Origin of the sequence: uncultured Veillonella sp., assembly GCF_963522475.1 — a bacterium.
GTDB lineage: Bacteria > Bacillota > Negativicutes > Veillonellales > Veillonellaceae > Veillonella.
On record NZ_CAUQYW010000015.1, the window covers coordinates 1 to 24,501 of the forward strand.

The 24,501-nt window shown below is 37.0% G+C and carries 22 protein-coding genes; 2 read left to right on the forward strand and 20 right to left on the reverse strand.

Features of this window, described 5'->3' with window-relative positions:
- Positions 1-80: 80 nt before the first annotated feature.
- The 16 genes from RWP19_RS07975 to polA form a co-directional block, all read right to left on the reverse strand.
- Positions 81-776, reverse strand: coding sequence for a phosphoribosyltransferase family protein (locus tag RWP19_RS07975; RefSeq protein ID WP_314357224.1), 696 nt, complete (start codon positions 774-776; stop codon positions 81-83).
- Positions 776-2,929: an ATP-dependent RecD-like DNA helicase gene (locus RWP19_RS07980; protein WP_314357226.1), complete on the reverse strand. Its 2,154-nt coding sequence runs from the start codon at positions 2,927-2,929 to the stop codon at positions 776-778. The genes RWP19_RS07975 and RWP19_RS07980 overlap by 1 nt, the downstream gene beginning before the upstream one ends.
- Positions 2,929-3,693 (reverse strand): shikimate kinase, encoded by a 765-nt coding sequence (locus tag RWP19_RS07985; RefSeq protein WP_314357227.1) that lies wholly within the window; start codon positions 3,691-3,693, stop codon positions 2,929-2,931. Before RWP19_RS07985 ends, RWP19_RS07980 begins: the two co-directional genes overlap by 1 nt.
- A gap of 13 nt (positions 3,694-3,706) precedes the next feature.
- Positions 3,707-4,639, reverse strand: coding sequence for a riboflavin biosynthesis protein RibF (gene ribF / locus RWP19_RS07990; RefSeq protein WP_314357228.1), 933 nt, complete (start codon positions 4,637-4,639; stop codon positions 3,707-3,709).
- 2 nt (positions 4,640-4,641) lie between these two features.
- Positions 4,642-5,583 carry a tRNA pseudouridine(55) synthase TruB gene (gene truB / locus RWP19_RS07995; protein ID WP_314357229.1) on the reverse strand — a complete coding sequence of 314 codons (942 nt, stop codon included), beginning with the start codon at positions 5,581-5,583 and terminating at the stop codon, positions 4,642-4,644.
- A complete protein-coding gene (locus RWP19_RS08000) occupies positions 5,583-6,527 on the reverse strand; it encodes a bifunctional oligoribonuclease/PAP phosphatase NrnA (RefSeq protein ID WP_314357230.1) in 945 nt (314 codons plus the stop codon). The genes truB and RWP19_RS08000 overlap by 1 nt, the downstream gene beginning before the upstream one ends.
- A 17-nt stretch (positions 6,528-6,544) precedes the next feature.
- Positions 6,545-6,901, reverse strand: a complete 357-nt coding sequence (gene rbfA, locus RWP19_RS08005; protein ID WP_314357232.1) for a 30S ribosome-binding factor RbfA — start codon at positions 6,899-6,901, stop codon at positions 6,545-6,547.
- Positions 6,902-6,910: 9 nt separating this feature from the next.
- Positions 6,911-9,361, reverse strand: a complete 2,451-nt coding sequence (gene infB, locus RWP19_RS08010) for a translation initiation factor IF-2 (protein ID WP_314357233.1) — start codon at positions 9,359-9,361, stop codon at positions 6,911-6,913.
- Between the two features lie 12 nt (positions 9,362-9,373).
- Positions 9,374-9,682 (reverse strand): ribosomal L7Ae/L30e/S12e/Gadd45 family protein, encoded by a 309-nt coding sequence (locus tag RWP19_RS08015; RefSeq protein ID WP_314357234.1) that lies wholly within the window; start codon positions 9,680-9,682, stop codon positions 9,374-9,376.
- A gap of 12 nt (positions 9,683-9,694) precedes the next feature.
- Positions 9,695-9,964, reverse strand: a complete 270-nt coding sequence (rnpM, locus tag RWP19_RS08020) for an RNase P modulator RnpM (protein WP_105085510.1) — start codon at positions 9,962-9,964, stop codon at positions 9,695-9,697.
- A gap of 2 nt (positions 9,965-9,966) precedes the next feature.
- Positions 9,967-11,043, reverse strand: coding sequence for a transcription termination factor NusA (gene nusA, locus RWP19_RS08025; RefSeq protein ID WP_314357235.1), 1,077 nt, complete (start codon positions 11,041-11,043; stop codon positions 9,967-9,969).
- A gap of 17 nt (positions 11,044-11,060) precedes the next feature.
- Positions 11,061-11,519: a ribosome maturation factor RimP gene (rimP, locus tag RWP19_RS08030; RefSeq protein WP_257846587.1), complete on the reverse strand. Its 459-nt coding sequence runs from the start codon at positions 11,517-11,519 to the stop codon at positions 11,061-11,063.
- Positions 11,520-11,783: 264 nt separating this feature from the next.
- Positions 11,784-12,479 (reverse strand): hypothetical protein, encoded by a 696-nt coding sequence (locus tag RWP19_RS08035; RefSeq protein WP_314357236.1) that lies wholly within the window; start codon positions 12,477-12,479, stop codon positions 11,784-11,786.
- Complete coding sequence (locus RWP19_RS08040) at positions 12,463-13,017, reverse strand: lytic transglycosylase domain-containing protein (RefSeq protein ID WP_105094289.1); 555 nt, start codon at positions 13,015-13,017, stop codon at positions 12,463-12,465. The genes RWP19_RS08035 and RWP19_RS08040 overlap by 17 nt, the downstream gene beginning before the upstream one ends.
- Before the next feature lie 156 nt (positions 13,018-13,173).
- Positions 13,174-13,788, reverse strand: a complete 615-nt coding sequence (gene coaE / locus RWP19_RS08045; RefSeq protein WP_314357237.1) for a dephospho-CoA kinase — start codon at positions 13,786-13,788, stop codon at positions 13,174-13,176.
- Between the two features lie 34 nt (positions 13,789-13,822).
- On the reverse strand, positions 13,823-16,444 hold the full coding sequence (polA, locus tag RWP19_RS08050; protein WP_314357238.1) for a DNA polymerase I: 2,622 nt from the start codon (positions 16,442-16,444) through the stop codon (positions 13,823-13,825).
- 273 nt (positions 16,445-16,717) lie between these two features.
- Between polA and rpsT the strand changes: the two genes are divergently transcribed.
- Together rpsT and RWP19_RS08060 are read left to right on the forward strand one after the other, a co-directional pair.
- Positions 16,718-16,978 carry a 30S ribosomal protein S20 gene (gene rpsT, locus RWP19_RS08055; RefSeq protein ID WP_009351773.1) on the forward strand — a complete coding sequence of 87 codons (261 nt, stop codon included), beginning with the start codon at positions 16,718-16,720 and terminating at the stop codon, positions 16,976-16,978.
- 144 nt (positions 16,979-17,122) lie between these two features.
- Positions 17,123-19,327, forward strand: coding sequence for an RNA ligase (locus RWP19_RS08060; RefSeq protein WP_314357239.1), 2,205 nt, complete (start codon positions 17,123-17,125; stop codon positions 19,325-19,327).
- Between the two features lie 124 nt (positions 19,328-19,451).
- On the opposite strand, the gene ade is transcribed toward RWP19_RS08060, so the two are convergent.
- From ade to RWP19_RS08080, 4 genes are all read right to left on the reverse strand, one after another.
- Positions 19,452-21,125: an adenine deaminase gene (gene ade / locus RWP19_RS08065; RefSeq protein WP_314357240.1), complete on the reverse strand. Its 1,674-nt coding sequence runs from the start codon at positions 21,123-21,125 to the stop codon at positions 19,452-19,454.
- A 12-nt stretch (positions 21,126-21,137) separates the two neighbouring features.
- Positions 21,138-22,451: an NCS2 family permease gene (locus RWP19_RS08070; protein ID WP_314357241.1), complete on the reverse strand. Its 1,314-nt coding sequence runs from the start codon at positions 22,449-22,451 to the stop codon at positions 21,138-21,140.
- A gap of 241 nt (positions 22,452-22,692) precedes the next feature.
- Entirely contained in the window at positions 22,693-23,865 is a 1,173-nt protein-coding gene (locus tag RWP19_RS08075; protein WP_314357242.1) for a phosphopentomutase, read from the reverse strand.
- Positions 23,866-23,886: 21 nt separating this feature from the next.
- Positions 23,887-24,420: an NUDIX hydrolase gene (locus tag RWP19_RS08080; RefSeq protein ID WP_314357243.1), complete on the reverse strand. Its 534-nt coding sequence runs from the start codon at positions 24,418-24,420 to the stop codon at positions 23,887-23,889.
- Positions 24,421-24,501: the final 81 nt, after the last annotated feature.

A 24,501-nucleotide genomic window follows, 5' to 3' on the forward strand; every position in this document is an offset into this window, starting at 1 on the left:
ATATCTCATGAAAATACCCCCTTTACTGGTTGTCCAGTAAAGGGGGTACATATCACAATAAAGTGGACGCTTTTTCTATTTTAAAAGCTACCGCTAGCCAGTGTCAGGCCATCGACTCTACTAGGATTATATGATTTAAGAACCTTTGCTACAGCTTCAATAGTCGCTCCGGTAGTGTAAATGTCATCTACAATTAAAATACGCTTTTGAGATACATCAATATCTTTAAATTTTGCTTTAATTACAAAAGCATCATCAATATTTTGATGTCGTTCCTTATTAGTTAAAGCCCACATATCATTAGAAGTATCAAACTTATATATACAATCAAGCCATTCGAAATATCGCTTATTTATTTTACCTAATGAATATGCCCATTTCTTAAAAAATAAATCAACCTGGTTGTATCCTCTTTTTTTCTTCTTTGTTTCACTTGAAGGTACAGGAACTATATAATCATATACAGTTTTACAATTACCATTTACAATATTAAACTCATTATATTTCATGTAAAAGTTGTACGATGCTAAAAAAGGAGCAGCCCCTTTGGACTGCTCCTTTTTTTCATTAAATTTTACATCGTAAATCATAGACTTTAGACCACCACGATATTCAGCTAACACACATACATCATCTACATAATGTAAAAATTTATGTGGCACATGACGAATATGTAATAGATCTGTAAAACAAGTTTCACACCAATTCCCTTGTGTTGCTACGAAAGTCCCACAATTAGGACATACAGGTGGAAATAGGAAATCCCAAAAACTCATTATGAATCACATCTCCCTTGTAGTCGTTCTTTAAACAATGTATATCTTTCATCACCGTTTACAGTACGTACAGCACGTTCTATAGCGCTCGTTGTACCAACGATAATAACCTTCCGTTTAGCTCGTGTAACAGCAGTGTACAACAAATTACGTTGCAACATACCACCATAACGTGGAACAAATGGGATGATAACTACACCATACTCGCTACCTTGACTTTTATGAACCGTAATAGCATAAGCTGGCATAATCATATGTGCTTCGTCGATAGGTAGACGAACCTCTTTATGGATAAATCGGATACAAATATCGGTCCGTGTAATGGCATATATAATTCCAATCTCACCATTAAAGACTTCTAACTCATAATCATTGAGGATTTGTATAATCTTATCCCCTACCCGATAAGTAATACCATTTACCCGAGCTTCTCCTTTATAGCTATCTGGTGGATTTATCGCTTGCTGTACATATTGTGAAATCAATGTACTACCAGCTTCCCCACGACGCATAGGAGAAATGATTTGAATATCTAATTCATCCTCTACATTTTCTTGCTCTCGTTTATACACATTGATGATAGCTTTCATCATCATGTCATAAGATTTAACGGGTATGAAAGAAAACTCTTCACTTACACTTTCAAGATTTGGCATTTCACCACGATTGATGGCATAAGCGCTTTCAACAATGGTATTACCAGAGCTTTGACGATAAATCTGGTTAAGTCGCGTATAAGGCACACAGTCACTATCGAGTAAATCTTTTAATACAAAGCCTGCTCCAATAGGTGGTAATTGATCTACGTCACCTACGATAATAACATGTGCTTCCTTTGGAATGGCCGCCATTAACGAATAGAATAACCGTACATTAAGCATTGATGCTTCATCAATGATAATAACATCAATGTCTAAAGGATCATCTTCATTCTTAGTAAAATCATAAGAATCACTACCTTGAACAGGTACTAATAAGCGATGTATTGTAGTAGCTTCAAACTCTGTGGCCTCAGTAAGTCGTTTTGCAGCACGTCCCGTAGGTGCACATAGAATAATACGACCCAAGCCACCAAGTTGAAATCCTTTTACTAAAGCCTTAATAATCGTCGTTTTACCTGTACCAGGTCCACCAGTGATAAGAGAAAACTTTTCAAAGAAAGATAACTGGATAGCCTCTTTTTGGGCATCACCAAAAATAATATGATTATCCTCTTCAAATTTCTCTATAAAACTTGGAATATCTAGAGAAATTGGATCTGCTTCTAATAAGAAATCCTTTGTATAATGAACGCTTTCTACTTCAGACACGTACATTTCTGGAGGGTAAATATATAAGATATCTTCATAATAAGTACTATATAAAGCACCTTGCTCCAAAAGACTTTCAATAAAGTTAGCAATATCATCTACATCAGTTTGTAACAGATCATCTAAACGGCCAATAAGTTGATCTACGGGCAAACAAGTATGACCTTGATTATCTAGACTGCGTAAAATCCATTCTAAGCCAGCCTCTAAACGACGTGAATCACTGCCAGTAATACCAAGATGTTCTGCTAGAGTATCAGCCGTACCAAAGAGCATGTCTGGTGCTACACGTAACAAAGTATAAGGATTATCTTCAATAACAGCCACAGACTGAACACCGTAATAAGTGTATACCGTGCGACTCCATTTAGATGAAATGTGATATCTTTCAAAAAAATGATTTAAATCGGATAAAATCCCTTCACCTAACAAGGTGTTAAATAATTCGTCTTTAACACTTTTACGAAGCCCTGGTACATCCTTGATTTCTTCAGGACGTTCCTCTCGTAAAATCTCTAATATACGAATACCAAAATAATCGAGTACCTTTTCTACGGACTTTTCACCAAAGCCTTTAATCCCTAAGTTCAATAAGTAGGTCTTTGCAGCACCCATATTATCAGGCTTTAACTTCTCTACACTAGTAGCATCAAATTGTCGACCATATTTTTCATGTTCTACATAACGGCCGCGAACTTCGATATCTTCCCCCTCTTTAGGAGACTCAAATTTACCAGTACAAGTAATGTATTCCTCATTATAATCCTTAAGGACAAACACGCAATACGTACGTTGTGTATTCTCATATATAGTTCGGTATACAAATCCTCGTATAGCGTCCATTATTTCTCCGTATTAGGTAAGGCTTCAATAATTTCTTGTACCGCATCGGTAATACTGCCTTCATTACCGATTTTAATATGTGCCACTTTTTCATATAAAGGGTATCGTTCTTCATATACATTAAAGATATACTCAATGCTTTCTTTAACAAGTGGACGAATTTCAAGATCCAAATCATCTAGGATATGATTTACATCGCGGTTAACAAATACAACAAGACCATTATTGCGCATTAACTTTACTGTTTTGTCATAGGTAACAGTACCACCACCGGTAGCAATAACAGATGGCTTATTATGAATTAATTCTTTAATTGTACTGTATTCATACTTGCTGAAAGCATCTTTACCGTCATAAATATAAATATTTTGTACAGATTTTCCTACTTTATCTTGAATTGTTTGATCTAAGTCGTAAAAGTCTCGGCCCAATTCTTTGGCTAACATTTTACCAACTGTAGTCTTACCAGCTCCTGGCATACCGATGAGAAAAATATGCTTATGCATATGCTCTTTTAAAAACTCATTGCTCATAGAAACAACAGTCTTTATATAATTTTCAACATACGATGATAACGTTTTATCTTTGCAATTTGCAGTATGCAATGCAACAATACTTTCATCACGCGCTTCATCTACTAAGGGTAAATGATGTTCATCTTTATATTTACCAATTTCTTTGATTAAAGATAGTCTTTTTTCAAATTCAGCGACTAATACAGCATCAATGCTATCTATTTGTTTACGAGCTTCTTTAATATCCATGAGAACCCCCTTATTATGCATTAGCCAAAATAGCTAAAGCCTGTTCTTCATCCACCTTCATTTGATCAATAAGATCTTGTAAGTTATTAAATTTAACTTCTCCTCTAATATAGGAAATAAATTGTACAAGAACTGTTTTTCCATATATATCTTGGTCAAAGTTAAACAGATGTACTTCGCATCTATGGTACTGATTTTTAAATGTAGGATTATCCCCAATATTACCTACCCCATCATACCAAATGCCATCGATCCACACGCGATTAGCATACACTCCATCTGGAGGTGTAGCCATTTCATTAGGAAGTAATAAATTTAATGTAGGAAATCCTAATGTACGTCCTCGTTGATCACCTTTAATAACAGTCCCTTTAAACTGAAATGGTCTTCCTAGCCAATGAGTAGCATCTTCTAAACGCCCTTCTCGAATCGCTTTTCTGATTTCAGTACTTGAAATAGGTGTACTAAGACCATCACAAGGCAATAAAGGCTGTACTAGGACTTGTATATGCTTATCAGCCAATGCTTGTTTCATATATGTAGGATTACCTAATCCTTTTGCACCGAATGTAAAATTCTCACCTATTACGATGGCTTGAACATTCATATCTGTACAAAGAGCATCTAAAAATTCATCAGCACTCATTTGAAGTAGTTCTTCATTCATAGGTAATCTCAAAATATAATCTACATTCAAATCATCAAGAACAGTATCCATAACCTCTTCTTGAATAACCCGCTTAGGAACACGTTCTGGATGTAGAATTGTCAACGGATGATGTTCAAAGGTAATAATAATGCTAACACCATTAACTGATGCAGCTTCTTCGACAGCCTTTCGTATAACTCGTTGATGACCTCGATGAATGCCATCAAAGGTACCTAAGGCATATACTTTTGTATCTTTGATTTGACGTAGTTCATCAAACGAATGTAATTGCTTCATACTTATCCTTCAATAAAAATATTTTTTTCCACCTTCAATGTGTGGTTTGTTCGTTTCATAATACCAATGAATCCATGAGGACCATAGGCTCTATAATAATGATCTGGTTCGGTAAAGGAAAATTCACTATCTATAGGTAATTGTTTACCTTGAACCATCATCTTTAATTGTACACTATTTACCGTTACTTTTGAAAGATGTGAAACTGCTGTATCCGTTGGTAACAATAGGCTTTCACCATGAATCATCAGTTCCTCAGCCATTTTCGCAGAACCAATATCAAAGGGCCCTACTTGAGTACGCGCCAAAGATGTCATTGTTCCTGGTATACCTAATGAAACACATATATCACGTAATAATGAACGAATATAAGTGCCTCCAGAGCATGTTACACGAATTGTAAAATATGGAAAGCCATATGCTACAAGCTCAATATTTTTTATATGAATTTGCCGCAATGGCAATTCTACAGGAATCCCTTTACGGGCATATTCATAAGCGCGAATACCATTTATCTTAATAGCGGAATATTTTGATGGTCTTTGGTCTTGTACACCAGTAAAGGAATTCAATGTATTAACTAATTCATCAAAAGTTGGTTTAATAATAGCATCAGAAAGTTCTGAACATTGAGTCGATTCATTTAATAGAACGCCATCTCGTAATACCATGTCTGCATCAGGCAGTACAGATTGACCAGAACTATCTTCCGTATCTGTAAAAGTCCCCAATTTACATTCTGCCACATAGTTTTTATCAAAACTATCAGTATATTCAATAAGTCGCGTAGCCTTACCTAGAAATACTGGCAATACGCCATAAGCCATAGGATCTAACGTACCACTATGACCTATGCGTTTCTCTTTTAAAATACGGCGACAAATGGCAACAGCATCATGGCTTGTTATTCCAGGAGGTTTTAAAAATGGTATAACGCCATCCATTATTTAATCACCTCAATAAGAGCTTGTTTTGCTTCCTGTAATGGTAAATTAATGGTACAACCGGAAGCTCGAATATGTCCGCCACCGCCAAAATGGCTAGCTATAGCATTCACGTCGGTTCCTTTAGAACGCAAGCTTACCCGCGTTCTATCATCAGCTTCAGCTTTTAATAAAATAGCTATATCAACAGTATCGACGTTTCTAATAATATCTACAAAACCATCCGTATCATCCCCAAGAATTGTCATGGCTTTACGATTCAACTCAATTGTAGCCACTGTATTATTCTTGTAAAATTCAATAGTTTGCATAACTTGTTTTGTTAATTCAAGACGACTGGCAGACACAGCTTCAATCGTTTCAGAAATAACATTAGGTCTAGCACCAGCTGCTACACATTTTGCAGCCATTTCTAAAGTATTGGCTGTGGTATTACTGAACTTAAAGAAGCCACAGTCTGTAGCAATAGCCGTATATAATGCAGTGCCCATAGACTCAGTGATAGGCCAATTCCATTTTGTACATAAATCGGTAATAATTTCACCAGTGGCAGCAAAATTAGGCTTTAAATATAGATGATTCGCAAACTCAGTATTAGAAATATGGTGGTCTATATTAAAAATAGGTGCACTCCATAGTGCACCTACTTTGCCAATTCGCTCATACGTGCTAGCATCCAATACCATTAGCATATCAATATCAACAGGATTTGTTTCAAAATACGCTACATCATGGATGTGGTCCGTATATCGTAAGAATGAGTACTTTTCAGGAACTACATCATCCACTACCATATATACAGTTTTACCTTGCCCTACAAGGGCTTCGTAAAAGGCCACCATGGACCCGATAGCATCACCATCAGGTCTAACATGGACGGTTAGCATAATAGAATTAGCTTCACACAGAGCCACATGTAATTGATTAATAGTAATCTTACTCATGTTCTCTATCCTTTGTGTTAATTTTTTTCTTCGTCCTTTTTGATTTCATTCAAAAGGGATTCAATATGCATGCTATAGTCTAAAGACGTATCCTTATCAAATGTGATAGAAGGAATATGGCGCAACTTAAGTACTTTGCCAAGCTCAGTACGAATATGACCTGTTGCATGCTTTAAAGCGATAAGAGTATCTTCTTTTTCCTTATCGGAACCAAACAATGAAACATAAATCGTAGCCTCTCGTAAATCACCGGTTACATGAACATCGGTAATAGTAGTGAAGCCGATGCGAGGATCTTTCAATCCACGCATCAACATTTGACTTACCTCTTGTTTGATGAATTCTTGTAATTTTCTGACACGAACGTCACTCATATAAACCTCCTATATTTGAGGTGCAATTTCTTCCATCAAGTACGCTTCAATTACGTCGCCTTCCTTGATGTCACGGTAACCTTCTAAGGAGATACCACATTCGAAGGATGTTTTAACTTCTTTTACTTCGTCTTTGAATCGACGTAAAGAGTCAACCTTACCTTCAAATACAACAATACCATCACGGATCAAACGTACTTCAGAATCGTTAGTAATACGACCTTCTGTTACATAAGAACCGGCAACGATAGCTTTAGGTGTAGAAATAACTTGACGTACCTCTGCACGACCAACAACAACCTCTTTAAATTGAGGAGCCAACATACCACGCATCGCAGACTCAACGTCATTAATAGCATCGTAGATTACGCGATATGTACGAAGGTCAACTTTTTCATTCTCAGCAGCGCGACGTACATTAGCATCAGGACGTACATTGAAGCCCATTACGATGGCATTAGATGCAGAAGCCAACATGATATCGGATTCGTTGATAGCGCCTACTGCAGCATGAACGATAACGATACGTACTTCAGGATTCTTAATACCTTCCAAGGATTGACGTAATGCTTCTACAGAGCCTTGAACGTCTGCTTTAATGATGATATTAAGATCTTTTAACTCACCTTGTTGAATTTGGTTAAAGATATCATCCAATGTAACTTTGTGAGTAGCTTGCAATTCTTGAACGCGTTGTTTAGCAATACGTTTTTCTGCGATTGCACGTGCTTCGTTATCATCCATACCATTGATGATTTCACCAGCTTGTGGAACTTCTGAGAAGCCCAAGATTTCTACTGGCATAGAAGGACGAGCTACTTTTACCTTTTCGCCGCGTTCATTTGTCATGGCACGTACTTTACCATATGCAGTACCAGCAAGTACAGTATCACCTACACGAAGAGAACCTTTTTGTACTAATACGGTACATACAGCACCACGCCCTTTATCAAGTTGAGCCTCGATAACTACGCCGTAAGCTTTACGATTAGGGTTCGCTTTCAATTCCATAACTTCTGCTACGAGCAAGATATTTTCGAGCAAGTCGTCGATACCTTGTTTTTGTTTAGCAGATACTGGAACCATGATTACATCGCCGCCCCATTCTTCTGGTAAAAGTCCATGTTCAGATAATTGTTGTTTAACATGGTCTGGGTTAGCACCTGGTTTATCCATTTTGTTGATAGCAACAATAATTGGTACATCTGCAGATTTGGCATGGTTTATGGCTTCAATAGTTTGAGGCATTACACCATCATCAGCAGCTACAACAAGAACTGCGATATCTGTAGATTTAGCACCGCGAAGACGCATAGCTGTAAACGCTTCATGGCCAGGAGTATCAAGGAATGTAATTTTATTGTCGTTATAACGAACTTGGTAAGCACCGATATGTTGAGTAATACCACCTGCTTCGCCAGCTGTTACATTAGTTTGACGAATTACGTCCAACAAGGATGTTTTACCATGGTCAACGTGACCCATGATAGTAACAACTGGAGGACGAGGTTTTAATGTTTCTGGTGCATCTTCAATTTCGATGATATCAGTAGGATCTTCTTCAGGTTCTACTTCTGTTACAGTTACACCAAATTCTTCAGCTACGATTGTAGCAGTATCAACGTCAACCTCTTGGTTAATGCTAGCCATAACACCTAAAAGCATCAACTTTTTGATGATTTCAGATACTTCGCGGCCCATTTTTTCGGCTAATTCTTTAACTGTTAAAGGACCGGATAATTCGATTTCCGTAGCAATCGCTGCTTCAGCCTTACGTTCAGCCTCAGCTTTTTGTTGTAAGTACTGTTCATTACGATGTTTTACGCGATTCTTTTTCTTTTGCATAGATGTAGATAACAAGGATTGAGGACGGTTGTTACCACCTTTTTTATTTTTCTTGTTACGACGATCATTGTTATTAGAATTGCGATTATCATTGTTTCGATTGTCGTTATTGCGATTATCATTATTACGCGCATCATTAGGACGACCATTATTATTGCGGTTGTCATTATTGCGGTTATTATTGTTAGGGCGGTTGTTAGCGCGGTCACCAGATTGTTGGTTACCTTCGGATTTACGTGTAGGTTCAGAGATTTGTACATGACGTACATTGCCCTTTTTATGGTCATTTTGTTTAGATTGATCGTCTTGTTTTTGACCACCTTGTTTGTAATTATCCTTTTTGTGTTCGTTAGAACGATTTGGATTTTGTTGTTTATGTGGTGCAGCTTCTTGTTTATGTGCTGCTGTTGGAGCAGATTTTTGTTCTACCTTTTGTGTAGATTTAGATGCTTCAGATTTCTTACCTAATTGTTTTTTTACAATATCATAACCTGAATCATCTACAGAATTCACTGCTTTCGTAACATTAATATTATGTTGTTGCAAGATAGAAATGACCTGCTTACTTTCTACGCCGAACTCTTTGGCGATTTCATGGACGCGCTTTTTGGACATCTACATACCCCCTTATTGTCGATCAATCTCTTTTACTATTGCCTTTGCAAACCCATCATCTAGTACGGCGACTACTACCCTAACTTCTTTACCAATAGCTGTTCCTAACACCTCTTTATTGGCAATACTATGAAGTGGAATCTGATGTGTTTCTGCTAATTGAGTATATTTCTTTTCATTGTTGGCTGCACAGTCACAAGCGAGAAGTACCAATTTTGGTTCCTTTCTCTTTATAGCCTTTTCTACGATAAAATCACCGGAAATAACCTTACCTGCTCGTTGTGCTAAACCTAAGAGATTCAAAATTTTATCTTCATTCATGTATATCAGTGATTACTCATGCTCTTGTAAATCACGTTGTAACGCTTCGTATATCTCTTTCGATACACTATGCTTTAATGACCGTTCTAATCGTTTTGCCTTATAGGCTTGTTCAAAGCACGACATGGATTCACATAGATAGGCTCCACGTCCTGGTGCTTTACCAGTGCGATCAATACTGATGTTACCGTCTGGGCTCAAGGCTACACGAATCAATTCACGTTTTACCTTTGGCTCACCACATCCTACACAGGTGCGCATAGGTTGGGATTTCGGTTTCATGACTATTCTCCATCCTCAGCATTACCAAAACCTGCAAAAGGTTCTTCAGCTGCTTGAGTTTCACTCTTAATATCGATTTTCCAGTTAGTTAATTTGGCTGCTAATCGAGCATTTTGACCAGCTTTACCAATTGCTAAGGATAATTGATAATCAGGAACTACAACGTAAGAGGATTTTTCTTCTTCACTTACATCAACAGATACAACCTTTGCTGGACTCAAAGAGTTTGCGATATAAATTGCTGGATCTTCATCCCATTTAACGATATCAATCTTTTCATCATGTAACTCATCAACGATATGTTGTACACGTTGACCTTTAGGACCTACGCAAGCACCTACTGGGTCAACATTTTCATCGCGGCTATAAACAGCAATCTTAGAACGCATACCTGGCTCACGAGCTACGGATTTAAGCTCTACCACACCTTCATAAATTTCTGGTACCTCTAACTCAAAGAGGCGTTTTAATAAACCAGGATGTGTGCGGGAAATCATGATTTGAGGCCCTTTCGTAGTTTTCTTAACCTCTACGATATAGCATTTAATACGATCTCCTTCGCGATATGTTTCTGTAGCAATTTGCTCAGTAGGAGGCAAGATTGCTTCTGTTTTACCTAAATCGATAAATACATTTTTACCTTCAACACGTGTAATAACGCCAGTAATGATATCGCCTTCACGGCTATAGTATTCTTCGTATACTACGCTGCGTTCAGCCTCTTTCAAACGTTGAATAAGCATTTGTTTTGCAGTATGGGCAGCACTACGGCCAAAGTTAGCTGGAGTAACATCTACTTCTACTACGTCGCTAATTTCAAAACGTTTGTCAATTTTGCGCGCTTCTAACAAGCTAATTTCTGTTTCTGGCAATTCAACAGTTTCTACTACTTGTTTTTTAGCCATTACTTTGTAAACGCCTGTTTCACGGTCAATCACAACGTACGCATCTGGATTAGATGTTGGTTCTTTGCGATATGCTTGCAACAATGCAGCCTCTAAGGATTCAAAAATAACCTCAGGAGCAAAACCTTTTTGCTTTGTAAGCACCATTACCGCTTGAATTAATTCTTGACTCACTCGTATGCCTCCATATATTAAAAATCAAGATGTAATCGAATTTGTGCAATGGCAGTCCGTTCGAATGTCATGCTTTCACCATTGATAGTAAAATCGATAGTTGTGTCTGTAAAACCTTCTAATACACCAGTAAATTGCTTACTGCCATTAATCGGTTTAAATAGCTGAATATCAACATCACGACCATTATAGCGAACCAAATCCTTATCCTTCTTAAGAACTCGATCTAGGCCTGGAGAAGATACTTCCAATAAATAGTTTTCCGTAATTGGATCTTTTTCGTCGAGCACAGCACTTAGTTTTTCGCTAACCAACTGACAGTCATCCAAATCTACACCACCTGGTTTGTCGAGATAGACACGTAAATACCAATCGCGTTCACGAACGTAATCTACATCGACTAGTTCCATTTCGGTGCCGGCTATAATACCTTCAACTACAGAGGATACAAATTCCTCTACTGCTTCTCTCTTCATAGCCATCGCCTCCTTTATTACTACATCTTGTATATATCTCTTGATGTATTACCTCAAAATAAGGCTAATCATAAATGAAAGAGTGGACATGAGCCCACTCTTTTAAAAGATTTATATAAAAGTCATATATAGTATATCACATTTGCTGTGTATATACAAATTCTACGCTTTCTTATGGGCCTTAACTAAATATTCCCACTTAAATTATTTCATATGAAAATAAAATAACTAAAATAATAGCATAGTTAAATTTAATGATTATCCTTAATCAACACGTTCATTTAACCCTTTTAATATAGGCCCTAAATGTTCACGTAGAACAACGGTTAAATCATCTAAATTTTTAGCATCTAGATGATGGTCTATTTCAGGATAATTTTTATAACGAAGCTCTGCAAAATACTCATCACGTAATTCGTTATAATATAGCAATAATCCAGTACATTCATCCATCTTACGATATTCACCGATAATAAAAGAACCATTAATCATCCGAATTCCGTGAGCTGGATCAACATCACATATAAAACCTTCCAGTTCTTTAGGCATGACCTCGGAAAAATCCCATTCAGGTATTCCTCGGCGACGATAGGTAAAGGTAAAGTTATTCGCTGGCTCGATTAACATATTAGTTAAACCTTTAACACATCGATCTTGTAATCCCTTCCAGAACGACTCTAAATCAGCCCGTACAAACGAAATATCCACAAAGGAAAAGAGTGGCATTTCAATATGAACCGTATAGTCCTCTACCTCTTTATCATATAAGGCAGACCATCGCCATCCTAGATCATTTTGATAATGGAAAATAGGTACCTTTAATACCTCTTCACCTGCTGCAAAGCGTTCAAGTAGCGCAGTGTAATCAGATTCATTGGATACTGCTAAGGTAAATCCCCCAATCTGCTGAGGCAACCATGAATAATCTAATGCTTTACAAGCTTCAATAATCGTTTCCATATAACGCCTCATATTTCTGTTGATACTGTAAAACAGCTTTTACATAACTACGTGTTTCTGGAAATGGTATAGTATCAACCATGCCATTCCATTTATTCTCATTGAGCCAGGATTCAACATGTCCACGTCCCGCATTATACGCAGCTAATGCCTGCACCTCATCGCCATTAAATTCTTTTAACAAATGGCCTAGATACCATGTTCCTAACTCAATATTTGTTTCAGGCTCTTTTAGCTGACGATCTGTATAATTACCATGACCAACTTGTTGAGCAACCCAACGTGCTGTATCTGGCATGAGTTGCATCAATCCAAGAGCACCTGTTTCTGACTCAGCAGTATTCTTATATTTGCTTTCAGCTAAGATAACACTAGCCACCAAGGATGGTGGAACCTGTTCCTTCTCAGCTGCAGCCATCACTACATCTCTATAGTTAAAGGGGTACGCCACTTGACGCGCTAAAGGATCATCTAAATGAGTAAAATAAAACCACCCAAGTACGACGCACGATAACGCCGTTGCCGTTGCACGTTTCATAAATCCCCCTTTCCTTACATAATTCTTATAAATTTTACTATTTGCTACAGTATAGTGATACACCAAATAATAGATTACTATTATACAAAATTTTATGGGGTTATTATACCATTTAATCTTAAATTTTATATACCAAAATTAGTACATAACAGACTATTATTTTGATTCTCGTAAAATTGGCTTAATATGTTCTTCCCAAATATTATTCAAGCGTGCTAATAAATCACAAGGTGTACCATTATTATCAATAATTATATCTGCATAAAAGCGTTTATCGTCTAGTCGCATTTGACTATTGATGCGAGCTAAAGCATCCTTTTTTGTATATCCATTACGACTCATTAAGCGATCTATCTGAGTAGGCTCGTTTACATAAACAAGCCACACCTCATCCATCATGGTATACCATTCCCCCTCTATGAGTAATGGAATATCATAGATTAAAACTGGCGTATTAGCCTTTTCATATTGAGATGTTAGTTCCAAAATACGATTGCGAATATGTGTTTTCAAACATCCATTTAATAATTGTCGTTTTTCTTCATTGTGAAAAACTATTGCACCAAGTGCTTCACGGTTTAGTGTGCCATCATCATGAAGGACGTTAGAACCAAAGGTATCCACAATGGCTTGTAAACCTTCAGTACCGCGCTCTACTACTTCACGAGCGACGATATCTGCATCGATATAAGGTAATCCTTTGTCCTTAAAATAGTTAAGAACTGTACTCTTGCCCGATGCAATACCACCAGTTAATCCTATCTTAAACATACATACCTTCCAACATTTAATATTAATATGTAAACTATTTTACCAATGCCCAGTTCTCAGCATGGTGCACATCTACAATTAGAGGAACATGTAATTCCACAACGGATTGCATGGTAGAACGTAATAATGCTTCGATAGCCTCTAATTCATCATTCACTACCTCTAATACAAGTTCGTCATGTACTTGTAATAAAAGTCTAGATTTAAAGTTTCCTTCTTCTAGCTTTTTCTCTACTTGGTTCATAGCCAACTTGATAATATCAGCAGCAGTGCCTTGAATTGGTGTATTCATGGCCGTACGTTCTGCAAAGGAGCGACGGTTAAAGTTACGGCTGTTAATATCAGGCAATTCACGTTGACGGCCGAACATAGTACGAACCTTACCCGTTTCATGAGCCTCTTGCACCATACGATCCATATATTCTTTAACCTTAGGATAACGACTAAAGTATAGATCAATATAGTTTTTAGCTTCACCCCGTGTAATACCGAGGTCACGAGACAAGCCAAAATCAGAAATACCGTAAATGATACCAAAATTAATCGCCTTCGCATGGGAACGCTCTTCACTCGTAACGTCCTCTTGAGATTTTCCTAGTACCTCCGCCGCAGTAAAACGGTGAATATCCTTGCCGTCAACAAAGGCTTTGATTAAAGCTTCATCACCGGAAAGATGCGCTAAAATACGTAACTCAATTTGAGAATAATCGGCACTAACTAATGTATCGTACCCTGCACCTGGATAGAATAAGGCACGAATTTCACGGCCTTTTTCAGTACGAACCGGAATATTTTGTAAGTTAGGGTCAGAAGAGCTGAGACGTCCTGTAGCCGTAACCATTTGATTAAAGGTCGTATGAATACGCTTAGTCTTATCATTAATAAGAACCGCCAAGCCTTCACAATAGGTAGATACTAATTTTGCTACTGAACGGTACGCCAAGATTTTCTCTACAATCGGACTTTCATGACGAAGCATATCAAGTACTTCTGCATCTGTAGAATAGCCAGTCTTGGTTTTCTTAATAACTGGTAAGTTCATCTTTTCGAATAAAATAACACCTAGCTGTTTAGGAGAGTTAATATTGAAAGTTTCACCTGCCAAATCATAAATCTCTTGTTGTACTTGGGCTAATTCATCTTTAAAACGAGCTGTCGTTTCAGCCAGCTTATTTGTATCAATGTAAATACCATTTTTCTCCATTACCACTAAGGTATGAATCAATGGCAATTCAATGGTTTCATATAAAGACCAAAGCTCTTCACGGCGTGCAGATTCACAAGCTATTTCGTTCATAGAGAGTAAAGCTTTCACCATAGACACGCATTCTACATCTATACTACCGCTAGCAATGCTTGGCACGGAGAAACGTTCCGCTAAATATAAATAACCATAGTTAGTACGCGTAGGATCTAACAAGTACGCAAGAAGAGACATATCATGGACACGAGCTATTTTATCATCGTTAAACAAAGGAATCTCAGCTGGTGCATCTTCACCAAAGGCTTCAATAATCTCTTTTGTTTGAGTAGTAACGATAGCCTTTGCACCTTGCAAAACGGCTAATACAGCTTTTATATCATCTGTTTTTACAACAGTATCACCATTAGATACATATGCATTCGTCACTGTTCTAAATGGAGTTTTACCATCTAACACAATATGTACTGCCACCGTTTTATCTGTATAGAACTCAGAAGTTAAAGCCTTAGCATCTGCCAAATCATCTAGAGAAATTTCCTCTTGTGGAGCAAATAAAGAACCAGGATCACCAAAATCGGCTTCCTCTCCGCCCATTACTTGTACAATACGAGGCGTTAATTTAGTAAATCCTAAGGTTTCAAATAAAGGCTGTACCTCAGAGGTATGGAAATTCTGTACAAAATCTTCAACCTTGTAAGATAAATTCATATCTGTCTTAATGGTTGCCAATTCACGAGATAAGAAGGCTAAGTCTTTATTTTCTACGAGTCGCTCTTTTAATTTCTTACCAGAAATATCCTCAATATGGTCATATACAGACTCAAGATTACCATATTCTGTAATCAATTTAAGAGCCGTTTTTTCGCCTACACCTGGAACACCAGGAATATTATCTGAAGAGTCACCCATAAGGGCTTTCATTTCGATAACCTTATCAGGACCATAGCCATAAAGTTCTTCCATGTTATCAAGAGTAACCTCTAACATATCAGAAATACCTTTTTTAGTTAAGAACACGTGACTATGCTCTGTAACGAGCTGGAGATTATCGCGGTCACCAGTAATGATTTGAACAGCCATTTCTGGTGTACCAAATTTCTTACTTAACGATCCTAGGATATCGTCCCCTTCAAAGCCTTCTTCTTCAATAACACAAATACCTAAGGCTTTTAATACATCTTGAATCAGGCTAAATTGAGGACGTAAATCCTCTGGTGCATCAGGACGATTGCCTTTATATTCGCTGTACATTTCAGTACGGAATGTCTGACGACCTTTATCAAAAGCTACTGCAATATAATCAGGATTAATTTCTTCGTACAATTTGATGAGCATTGTTAAAAAACCATACACCGCATTCGTTGGAGTCCCCAAAGCAGACTTCAACGGTGGTAACGCAAAAAATGCACGGAATAACAAACTACTGCCATCTATAATCATTAATTTTTTCATAATACACCTCGTTTAATACTATTCCTTATTATAACATAATGGAGCTAACTAACTTTTAAAATCAAAATAATTAACTAATTACAACGCTAGCAAATATATTAATAATCTTGATTTCATAAAACAGACTTATATACTATAGTTAAAGAACAGTAGAAAGTGTTTTATACTTCATGCTAACAAGGAAAATATTGAGCTGAAAAGTCCTTGCGTATCAATATGTGGTATGATATAATCATTCAGGTATAAGAAACGATTTTTAAGGAGGTGACTCAATTGCCAAACATTAAATCCAGTATTAGAAGCGTAAAAACGGATGCTGAACGTCGTGCGAAAAACGCCGCTGTAAAATCTCAAATCCGTACAGCAAGTCGTAAAACCGTAGAAGCTGTTCAAGCAGGCGCAGTAGAAGAAGCAAAACAAGCACTTGTTCATGCTACTAGCGTAATTGATAAAGCAGCCTCCAAAGGTGTACTTCATAAAAACACTGCAGCTCGCAAAAAATCCAACCTTGCAGCTAAAGTAAACGCTTTATAATTTTAAAAGCAAGTAAGACAGTCTCTCGGATTTCCGTTGAGACTGTTTTTTTATGCCCTTTTTCATTTTATATATAATGATTGTTTCGTTTTTTATACAGTTATATTTTATTACGCCCTATGGGCAGATTAGAGGACTATTACTATGAGAACACTATTATTAATGCGTGGTGCTCCTGCTAGTGGTAAGTCTCAGTGGATTCGTGACAACAATCTTGAGGCTTACACCTTAGAAGCCGATCATTTCCGTATGCTATTACGCAGCCCTTCCCTTGGTGAAAGCGGCTGGTATATTTCACAAGAGGATAATGGTCCGGCCTGGGAACTCCTATTAGATTGCTTAGAGAAACGAATGAGCAATGGCGACTTTATCGTTTTAGATGCTACCCACACTACATCTAAAGCTGTTAATGCATATAAAGAATTGCTTAACAAATATAAATATACTGTATATTACTACGAACCAGATACACCATTAGGAGAATGTTTAGCTCGTAATGCTACAAGAACAGATTACAAACGAGTGCCTGAGCAAGTTATACACCGCATGCACAAGATGATTAAAACAACTACATTACCAAAGTTTTGTAGGAAAATAAATTCTATCGATGAAATCAACAATTACTTTACTGTAAATTTAACGAATCGATATGAACGAGTACGTATCATAGGTGATATTCACGGTTGTTACACGGCATTACAACAAGCTATCACTCCATGGGATGAAAAAACACTTTATATCTTTTGTGGCGACTATTTGGAGCGCGGTATTGAAAATAAAGAAATGATATATGAAATGATGCGCCTCAGCACATTGCCTAATACGATTATGTTAGAAGGTAATCACGAACGACATATTGCAAACTTTGCATTCAATACAAATTTAGATCGTTCTAAGCGATTTATGAAAGAAGTAATAGCACCTATCGTAAAAGATATGACCAAAAAAGAAATTGATTCTCTTCAGCGAGAATTACGTCTCTTCTATAAATCACTTCGTCAATGCTATCCATTTAGCTTTCATGGCAAAAAATATTTAGTATCCCATGCTGGTCTTTCCTATGTACCTAACATGACCTTTATAGCTACCTCTACCTTTATAAATGGTTTTGGAGCTTACGAAACAGATATTGCTAAAATATATGATAATAATTACGAAAAAGGTATGTGTCAGAACTTTATTCAAATTCATGGTCATCGTGGTGTTCCAGATGGTAAATATTCCTTCTGCTTAGAAGGAGAAGTAGAGTTTGGTGGAGAACTCAAATACATTGATATTACTGCAGATGCTTTTACTAAAAATGGTATTAAAAATGATGTGTACGATAAAGAGTACATGCGCCATGAATACCAAAACATGACACAACATGTCATCTTCACACAAAATGAGGATATTAATATTTTAGGTAATTCTAAATTAGTAAAAGTAAAAAAATGCTCCCCTAACCTATATTCCTTGAACTTTACCTCACGTGTATTCCACAAACGATTATGGAATGAAAATACAGTACAAGCTCGAGGATTATTTGTAGATCGTATGACAGGAGATGTAAAATTACGTAGTTATAATAAATTCTTTAATCTCAACGAACGACCTGAAACCGAGCTAAATAATTTAGCTAATACACTCGCATTTCCTGTAGAAATTCGAACTAAAGAAAATGGATACCTCGCTATTCTTGGTGTCATTAATGATGAATTAGTCTTTGCTTCTAAATCTACTACAGAAGGTATGCACGTAGATTTGTTTAAAAATTTATTCCAAAAACTACCTACAAGCTTACAAGAAGAAATCAAAGAGTTATTAAAACGTAATAGCTGTTCTATGATGTTTGAAGTCATCAGCCAAGAAGATACACATATTATAAAATATGACCAAGATCATCTTTATGTACTTGATATGATTCAAAATTCGTTAGATGTAAATGGCAAGCATATTGATGTATCGTTCTCTAGGGAGAGGTTAGCAGAACTAGAATCCATCCTTATGAAATATGACACTCAGTTAATATCTATTGTAAAAACAATTCAACAAGTTAATACAATGGACGAACTGAATAGCATCATAAATAAGGAACTTAATGCAGATCATGAGTCTGAAGGATTTGTATTAGTCGATAGCAATGGCTTTATGACAAAATTTAAAGGTCCTTATTACAATACTTGGAAGCACCGTCGAAATCGGATTCTAGAACCATATCAACAAAATGGTAAAATTCTTTATGAAAACTGTAAAAACGAAGATGATAGAAAATTTGCAGATTTCTTGAATACACTAGAATATGATGTAGTTTGTAAATCCACCTTACTAAATATAAAAGAAATGATGGAAAATAAGGGTTTACTATAATAAAATAATCATATCTTTTCTAGAAATATCCTGTAATAAAGCCAAAAGAGGTTACAACAGAATGTGATTTAATCGCATTCTAGTTACAACCTCTTTTTCTATTATATTTTTCTTACACTAAATACTAAAACTCCATTACACCAGTGGTGGTAATTCTAATTTCTGGAATTACTGTTAATGCAAGAAAGCTCAGATTGATAAATGGATCTAGTCCCTTAGGTACACCCATGCCGTAGGCAATGTCTTTCATTTTAGCTACTTTAGCATCTACTTCCTCGTGTGGTCGATTTGTAATTAACCCCATTACTTCAAGGGCTAATTCTTCTACTACTTTACCTTCACTTGTAATAACATAGCCTCCACCAATTTCACGAATCCGTTCAATGGCTACCATCATATCTTCATCATTATCGCCTACAACGATTAAATTATGGGAATCATGTGCAAAGGATGTTGCAATGGCACCGTTTTTAAGATTAAAACCTTTTAGAATACCTACACCATTTCTGCCTGATGCTTTATAACGCTCAATACAAGTAATTTTATTATACTCTGCATTTGGTTTAAATAGACCGTTTTCTATAGGAACGTCCTCAACCGTTTTTTGTGTAACGATTTGGCCTGGCACAATATTAATAATAGCTTGAGGACCGTCTACATTAATGTCCAGTTTCTCTTTTGTGAAAGGCCCTATATTAATAGTGTGTAATAATTCCTTAGGAACTTCTTTCTCTTCCCTAACAAGAACTCGTTCAATAGGTTTTCCCTTATAGAACACTTCATGTATTGCTACGCTATTAGGATCATCGAGAACTACAAGATTTGCCTTATAGCTTGGGGCAATAGCACCTAAGTCTTTCAAATGATAGCAAAGCGCCGTATTGGTAGAAGCCATTTTATAAGCTTTCACAGGATCTAAGCCAAGTTCAATAGATCTGCGAATATTATAACTGATATGTCCTTCAGTACGGATATCCTCAATGTGTTTATCATCTGTACAGAAACCATAGTATTCTGTATTAGCTTTGTTATGAACAATACCTTGTACAATAGCCTCTAAATTATGAGCCGCACTCCCCTCGCGAATCCATACATAGATACCACTTCTAACTTGCTCTTTAGCCTCTTCGTAGGAAATACATTCGTGGTTTGTAGTAATACCGGCTAGACGATAGCTTGCCAATTGCTTTGGTGAAAGCCCAATAATATGACCATCCATAATCATATCTTTAAAGTAATCTAATTTTTTTACCATATATGGATCTCTATCAATAACACTAAAAGAGTCCATAACCTCCCCTAAGCCTAAAATGTGAGGATTACTTTGCAGTTTATGTAACATATCACCATCTAAAATAGCGCCGTTGTCCTCACCTGGTACAGCAGGCACACAGGATGGAGCCATAACATACACATCACCTTGAGCAGAAGCCGTTTCATTAATCATGTATTCAATGCCTGCAATACCTGCTACATTACCGGCTTCATGAGGGTCGACCACAAAGCCTAATGTGCCTACTTGAGATGCTTCAAACACCAACTCTTTTGGATTCACCAAAGTAGACTCTAAATGGAGATGACTGTCGATAAAACCGGGCACAATATATTTACCGCTATAGTCATATTCAGTTTCACCACTATAAGTACCTACACCGATAATCGTATCATCATGAATGGCAATATCGGCCACATCCCACTCTTCGGTAAAGACATTTAAAACAGAGGCCCCTTTTAATACAACAGGAGCCTTCTCAAGGCCTTGGGCCTCTCTAGATACTTTTGTATTGAACGTTATCATATAAGGAACCTCCTACATAAAGATCTCTTTCAAAATGAAAATAAGTGCTAAGAAATACATAACAACAGAAATATCACGATATTTACCAACAAGGACTTTAATTAATACGTAACTAACAAGTCCCCATTCAATACCAACACCAATAGAGTAAGCAAATGGCATCATAATGATTGTCAAAAATGCTGGCAATCCCTCCGAAATGTCGCCAAAGTTAATATCCCTCACTGAGGACATCATAAATAAGCCCACTACAATCAATACGGGAGCAGTAGCCGCCACGGGAATGACCATAAGCAATGATGCCAAGAATAGAGATGCAAGAAATAAACCAGCAATAGTAAGTGCCGTTAAACCTGTACGACCACCTTCTGCTATGCCTGCTGCAGACTCAACAGCCACAATATGTGGAGATGTACCTACTGCACTGCCTACAATCGTGCCTATAGCAGCAACTTTCATACAAGAACTTTGAACAGCCATTTGTTGATCTTGTGGTACCTCCGCTTGATTTGTTAAACCAATCAATACACCTACTACGTTAAACAGATTTACAAATAAAAATGTAAATACAACGAACAACATGTCCACCGATAGTATTTCACTCATATCATAGTGGAACCAAATTGGCTCTAAAGATGGTGGCATGGAAAATACTGTAGCTGGTAATTTAGTGATACCACAGAAGAAGCCTACTACAGCAGCTATAATAACGGCGAGGAAGATGCCACCTTTAACATTTCGACCTGTAAATACAGCTATTAAAATCACTCCTAAAATAGCTACTAAGCTAGATGGTGATTGTAAATCCCCTATGCTTATAAGCGTTGCAGGATTACTGACTACTAGCCCTGCACTACTTAAGCCGATAAGAGCAATAAATAGACCAATACCAGCTGTTACGGCTAGTTTAATGGTATGCGGTATAGCATTAAATAAATATTCTTTTAGTGGAGTCACTGCAATGAGTAAAAATACTAACCCCGCTACAAGCTGCGCCGTCAAAGCAAAAGCAAAACTATGCCCCATTTGAACTACAATAGTGTACGCAAAGAATGCATTAATCCCCATCCCAGATAAACCAGCAAAAGGCATATTACTATAGAGCGCTAATAATAATGTCATGATAATGGCGCTCACAGCAGTTGCCGTAAATACAGCACCTACGTCCATTCCAGCAGCACCTAAAATGGCGGGATTTACAGCTAATACATAGGATACACATAAAAATGTAGTAGCCCCAGCAAATAATTCTCTCGATACAGATGATCCACGTTCAGTAATTTTAAATAACTTGTCTAGTGTACTACGTTGCACTTGTGCTGACATAAAAATCCTCCTCTCAGACTTATGTGAATAATCTCTCTTTATTAATATATTTCCACATAAATATATAAATGTCCTGTTAATGTACCAACTATTAGACATAAAATAGAATATAGATATAAATATAGATTTAGATATGGATGTGAATATAGATTGTATGTATAGATTAAAATGTTAGCACAAAAAAAAGACCAACTTATGATATACATAAATTGGTCCTTCATTATGATTTAGATTAAAAAAATTATTTACTAAGTTTCTCTAAGAACGATGTTCCAATGCCCCATTGTTTTAAATCAAAGTTTTCTAATATAGTTTCCCCAATATCAGCAAAGCTTTTTCTATAGCCAAGGTCAATAGCGCCATTAAAGCGTGGACTATAGCCAAGAATAGGTACTAATTCACGAGTATGATCAGTTCCCTTCCAAGTTGGATCATTACCATGGTCTGCGGTAATAAGTAATAAATCATCTTCGGTGAGCATTGGCAATAAACCACCTAATTGGTAGTCAAAGTCTTCAATAGCACGTTTGTATCCCTCTACATTCCGGCGATGGCCATATAAGCTATCAAATTCAACGAGGTTAACCATCATTAAACCACGATCAAAGGAGGAACCAAGTAAGTATGGAACCATATTCATACCATGGGAATTAGTCTTTGTTGGATAGCTTTCATCCCATCCTACATGAGCATAAATATCTCCAATTTTACCGACTGCAACGGTTGGAATATTGGCATCCTGCAGCTCTTGAGGTACCATCTTTTTCTCAGGCATGCGACTATAATCATGACGATTAGATGTACGTACAAAATTACCAAGTTCACCGATGAACGGACGTGCAATAATACGACCTACATAGTAATCACCAATGCATACTTTATCACGGGTAATTTGGCAAATACGGTATAATTCATCGATAGGAATCACATCTTCATGGGCCGCAATTTGGAATACAGAATCAGCCGAGGTATATACAATAGGCTTCCCTGTTTTGATATGCTCTGCCCCAAGACGTTCAATAATCTCTGTACCAGATGCAACTTCGTTACCTAAATAACCATATCCCGTTTCTTTTGTGAAAGTATCCATCAATTCTTTTGGAAAACCTTCGTAAAAGGTTGGGAATGGAACGGTAACGGGATGCCCCATCATCTCCCAGTGACCACTAGTCGTATCTTTACCAGTACTGAGCTCAGCCATGCGGCCAAAAGCACCTTTGATGCTTTCACCAGTATCAGAAATATCAGCAATGCGACCTAAGCCAATAGATTTTAAATTAGGACAATGAATCTGACCAGCCGTTGATTCAATATGGCCCAAAGTATTAGAACCTTCATCACCAAACTTCCCAGCATCAGCAGCGTGACCGATACCAACAGAGTCCATAACTAATAGGATAATTCGTTTAAACATATATCCTCCTATTACATACTATTATTTGAGGTACGGCATTGCAAGCATAAGCGCTGCCAAAGATTTGCTATCCTTAATTTGCTCAGCCTTGATAGCCTCTAATAATTCAGGTAAAGTAAAATACTCAAGCTCAACATATTCATCTGGATCCCAATTGGTTTCACCCATAGTAAGATCTTTTGCTAAGTATAAATGTAATACTTCGTTACAGAAACCAGGACTTGTAGCAATTGTGCCCAATGGAATCCATTGATTGGCACGATACCCTGTTTCCTCTGCTAACTCACGTTTCGCACAGTTAAGAGGCTCTTCATTAGAATCTAGTTTACCCGCTGGGATTTCAAGTAAAGGCTGTTGCAAGGCATAACGGAACTGGCGCTCCATTACAATTTTATTATCTTCCGTAACAACGACAATTGCAGTTGCCCCTGGATGATGAACAACCTCACGCCACGCTTCATTACCATTAACATCAGCTATATCATAAGTGACTTTAATTAGTTTACCATCAAACTTCATCTCGCTAGATTTTTGTATTTCTTTGCTAATTGCCATATATAATTCCTCGTATATATAAAATGATTGTTACCATATAAAACCTACTCTTCATTATATCACAAATTAAATGCACAAAAA